Source organism: Acetobacter sp. AAB5, from assembly GCF_050106715.1.
Taxonomy (GTDB): Bacteria; Pseudomonadota; Alphaproteobacteria; order Acetobacterales; family Acetobacteraceae; genus Acetobacter; species Acetobacter oryzifermentans.
In genome coordinates, this window is sequence record NZ_JBNIEW010000035.1 from 1 (window position 1) to 3,850 (window position 3,850).

Below are 3,850 nucleotides of genomic sequence, written 5' to 3' on the forward strand. Positions count from 1 at the left end.
TCGGTGTCGGCATCTCGTTGAGAACCTCTGGGCTCGCCTCAAGGAGTGGCGCGCTGTCGCAACCAGATATGAAAAAACAGCAACGTCGTTCCTCGCGGTCATCCACATCGCCTGCCGCAGCAGACTGGATCAAGCCCTAACAGGCCCTAATCTCTCATGAAATCTCGACACGACGTTCGGATAAAACGAGTTTACGATCTGCCTTCGGAAATAGATGGCGTTCGTGTTCTTGTGGATCGATTGTGGCCTCGAGGGTTGCACAAATCAGATGTTAAAATGGATTATTGGTTAAAGAATGCTGCTCCAAGCTCCGATCTTCGACACTGGTTTGATCATGACCCGGCTCACTGGGATGAATTCAAACTCAGGTATCGTCATGAGCTTTCTGAAGGAAATTCCGACATCAAAAAACTTGAGAACCTTATGAAAAAAGGGAGGATCACTCTTCTTTATGCTGCGCATGATCCGCTTCATAATCACGCTCTTGTTCTCCAGAAATTTCTGGATGAGCAGGACATATAGGTATTGACGCTAACGTATAAAAAGTATTCATCCGTTATCACGTTTTTAGGAATTATGTTCCATGCCGAATTTAAGTTTTGCTGAAACAGATCAAAAGAATTCTCCCATTATTTGTGACGATGCGATTGTCCGGGTCCATCGCTCAGGCATCATCGAGTTGTGGGATGACAACGCAGTTCAGATGTTTGGTTTTGCGGCGGAGGAAGCTATTGGGAAGTCACTTGATCTGATTATACCGGAAAAATTACGTGAACGGCACTGGAAAGGTTGGTCTTATGTCGTGGAGCAGGGAGTAACAGGTTTTAATTCAGATCGTACACTCACCGTGCCGGCTTTAAGACGGAATGGTTCGCAGATTGTTGTTGTATTCAATATGGATATCATAAGAAACCATAGTGGGAATATCGATGCGATAAAGGTTGTTTTTCGTGATATCAGGAAGCAGCCATGAAACCGTATCGTATTACGTCGGAGTTCAATGCGATAACTCTTCCCGCAGGTCTGCGTCAGCGTCATGCCACGAAGGCTGGCGTATGGGCAGTTATCCGTATTCTGGAAGGAACTGCGACGCTCGTGTACGTTGACACTGGAGAAGTCAGGCATCTGACACCTTGTGAACCAGGCCTTATCAAACCGGAGCAGGCGCATTACCTAAAATTATCTGGTTTGGTCCGGCTAAAACTGGAGTTTTACGATTCTGATCCAGTTCATTCTTTGTGAAGTATATGAACACTTACATCTGTAGCTGTAGGGCCGACCCTTTGTGAAATGCTATATGCCCAGTTTTCTGGCTGACAATCTCGTATTGAGGTTCCTGGCCTGACGCATGATGATGATACCCATTGACGAGAAATGGTGATGTGTGAATTTTCGTAATTTTACCTGTGACATAACCGGCTTCAGAGTTCCATGAAACAATGTCGCCAATTCTGAAGGTTTGTGAAGACATGGTAATTTTCCTTATGCAACCGAAGACACTGTAAAATGACCAAGGTTAAATGTAAGACGATTTATACGATTGGTCACTCTACGCATTCCCTTGACGAGTTTATAACACTTATTTGTCATTATCATATTACATTCGTGGCGGATGTTCGTGCGTTTCCGTATTCCAGGCGTAATCGGGATTACAATGGTAATGTCCTGTCTGAAGCGCTTGGGAAAGTAAACGTTATTTATCGTCATTTTCCGGAGTTAGGCGGGAGACGTCCGCGGTCTAGAACCGTTGCACCTACGATTAATGCATTCTGGCGTGTGCAAAGTTTTCATAATTATGCCGACTATGCTTTAAGCGATGAATTTCAGAAAGGTCTAGCAACTTTAATCGAAGCGAGCCGATATGAAACGGTTGTTTTAATGTGCGCAGAGGTTCTTTGGTGGCGGTGTCATCGGCGCATTATTTCAGATTATCTTCTTTCTAAAGGTTTGACGGTGATCCATATCCTGTCGTTGACGAACACGCAGGAAGGCGTTCTTACGCCTGGTGCTGTTGTCGAACCAACAGGTTGTTTAACGTATCCTCTTCCAGAGTCCGTATGTGTCCAAAATGATGAGAAGTCATAATAAAAATCAGAATATTCCATCGGAACCTGAAGAAATGTTCAGCGCTCTGAGACTCTTTGATGGTGTTTCAAAGCGTGAAAAACGCGTTCTTTTGTCATCTGTGAAAAAAACGATAAACCAAAAAATTTGTGGATTGTGTTTGATGGCATCATACACTTAAGGAGTCCGCATCCAGAAAAGAAAGAAAATATCACTGTTATGAGTATGATAACCGGTGACTTTCTTCTTCCTGCAGCGGTCGTAACACGACAACCTTATCTTCTGGAAGCTTATTGTGCCTCAGCAGCGACGATGCTTCAGATTGATGCAAATATTATAGACGTATTGTGTTCTTTTCATTCATCGTTCGCGCGTATTATGCTGGAATATGTTGCAAAACAATTTAGGAATAACATCAATCAGACGAGTTGTTATTATCATTGTAGTGGTTCACAGCGTTTGTTCTGTTATCTCGTGAAACTTTCCATTATACAGGACAATCGAAAAAAAGTCGTACTTCCGCATAGCAAATCTTTGGTGGCAGCCGAGCTTCGCATGACACCTGAAAATTTATCCCGTATTATAACACGGTTTCGTGGTGAAATTTTAGAAGTAAACGGTTCGGAAATAGTGATTTTAAATTATGCTCAGTTAATTAGTCTTTGCGGGCACATTAGGGCTTAATGATGGAAAGAAAAAATATAGAATAAAAATATATTATTTTAAGTCGCATTTATTTTTATCAATGATAGCTAATAATTGTTCAATGTCACCGGGCTCGACATCAAGCGTATCGGGCATTGATTGCAACGCATTGTAAATATCTTCCCGTGTAAAGTAATTTTGAATTACTGTGGAAGCTTCGACGTCCTGAGGACGATGTGGATACGTATGACCGGTAATCCGATGATAAGCAATAGCGGCGATGGTCAAAGCGACAGCATTCAGGCCGACTGGCACAAAAGGAAATAAGAAACCAGTCGTGAGATCATGATTGCCAGGATGGAGGAGCGTTGCTGTGAGTGCCGATGCGCCACCCGGAGGATGAAGTGATTTTGAGGCGTTCATTGCAGCGATTGCGAGCCCTACTGAAAGAGCACAGGCGATGAGAAGTGGTACATCGGGAATAAGTGAAACTATGACGCCAATCGTTGCTGAAAGAACATTTCCTAAAATCACAGCTCGAGGTGTTGCTAAAGGACTGGCTGGAACACCGAATGCAAGGACGGCCGATGCACCCATAGGTGCAACAATGGCGGCACTTTCAATTGGCATTAAGATAAACCCAGCAGAATAAGATGCTATTATACCGACAAACCCGCCAATAGAAGCACGTAATGAAATAAAACGACTCATATTGTGTCCACTACTTTGTTTAAATCAAGATAACATGCAGAATACTCTGGTGTTCAAAAAAGTAAATACAATACATCTTTTGATTGCGGGATTTCATCGATTCATATGATCGACGCGGAAATCTCACGGAAGGGTTGTACATCGGGTCAGATTATGAAAAAGTCTGTTTTGTAGAAAAGATATTTTCATAAGCAATAAACGAACCCGATGCAGACAGAGTGTAGCGTGAACGCGTATGAATTTCCAGCCTCCTGTGGACGGCGTGTAGTAGCCCATTTTGATGGAGGTCGCATGAGTTCGGATGACGGTGTCATTCTGCTAGGTGTTTGGTCCCGGGGTTTGATGGGTTGGATTGATGATGAATCTTTCTGGCTCTGAAGTCCATATTTTGCAGACGTATTCGTAAGGCGTGAGGCCACTCAGCGTCTTG

Annotated in this window: 7 protein-coding genes and 2 pseudogenes; 6 read left to right on the forward strand and 3 right to left on the reverse strand. The window is 43.4% G+C overall.

The genetic code is table 11. From position 1 onward, the window contains the following. The 4 genes and pseudogenes from ACP7IZ_RS13470 to ACP7IZ_RS13485 form a co-directional block, all read left to right on the forward strand. A pseudogene (locus ACP7IZ_RS13470) lies at positions 1-140 on the forward strand (transposase); the annotation flags it as partial. Positions 141-156: 16 nt separating this feature from the next. Next, the gene (locus tag ACP7IZ_RS13475; RefSeq protein ID WP_010512344.1) at positions 157-522 is read left to right on the forward strand and encodes a DUF488 domain-containing protein; all 366 of its coding nucleotides are present in this window, start codon (positions 157-159) and stop codon (positions 520-522) included. A gap of 61 nt (positions 523-583) precedes the next feature. After that, positions 584-973, forward strand: coding sequence for a PAS domain-containing protein (locus ACP7IZ_RS13480; protein ID WP_003631279.1), 390 nt, complete (start codon positions 584-586; stop codon positions 971-973). Then, entirely contained in the window at positions 970-1,242 is a 273-nt protein-coding gene (locus ACP7IZ_RS13485) for a DUF1971 domain-containing protein (RefSeq protein WP_063354992.1), read from the forward strand. Before ACP7IZ_RS13480 ends, ACP7IZ_RS13485 begins: the two co-directional genes overlap by 4 nt. Before the next feature lie 13 nt (positions 1,243-1,255). On the opposite strand, the gene ACP7IZ_RS13490 is transcribed toward ACP7IZ_RS13485, so the two are convergent. Beyond that, the gene (locus tag ACP7IZ_RS13490; protein ID WP_010512346.1) at positions 1,256-1,471 is read right to left on the reverse strand and encodes a DUF2945 domain-containing protein; all 216 of its coding nucleotides are present in this window, start codon (positions 1,469-1,471) and stop codon (positions 1,256-1,258) included. A 35-nt stretch (positions 1,472-1,506) separates the two neighbouring features. On the opposite strand from ACP7IZ_RS13490, the gene ACP7IZ_RS13495 reads away from it, so the two are divergent. Together ACP7IZ_RS13495 and ACP7IZ_RS13500 are read left to right on the forward strand one after the other, a co-directional pair. Then, positions 1,507-2,085: a DUF488 family protein gene (locus ACP7IZ_RS13495; protein ID WP_006115867.1), complete on the forward strand. Its 579-nt coding sequence runs from the start codon at positions 1,507-1,509 to the stop codon at positions 2,083-2,085. Positions 2,086-2,283: 198 nt separating this feature from the next. Next, entirely contained in the window at positions 2,284-2,748 is a 465-nt protein-coding gene (locus ACP7IZ_RS13500) for a helix-turn-helix domain-containing protein (protein ID WP_082823244.1), read from the forward strand. Positions 2,749-2,781: 33 nt separating this feature from the next. Here the strand turns inward: ACP7IZ_RS13500 and ACP7IZ_RS13505 are convergent, their stop codons facing one another. Together ACP7IZ_RS13505 and ACP7IZ_RS13510 are read right to left on the reverse strand one after the other, a co-directional pair. Further along, positions 2,782-3,420: an HPP family protein gene (locus ACP7IZ_RS13505; protein WP_006115571.1), complete on the reverse strand. Its 639-nt coding sequence runs from the start codon at positions 3,418-3,420 to the stop codon at positions 2,782-2,784. Between the two features lie 318 nt (positions 3,421-3,738). Further along, positions 3,739-3,850: pseudogene (locus ACP7IZ_RS13510) on the reverse strand (IS481 family transposase); the annotation flags it as partial.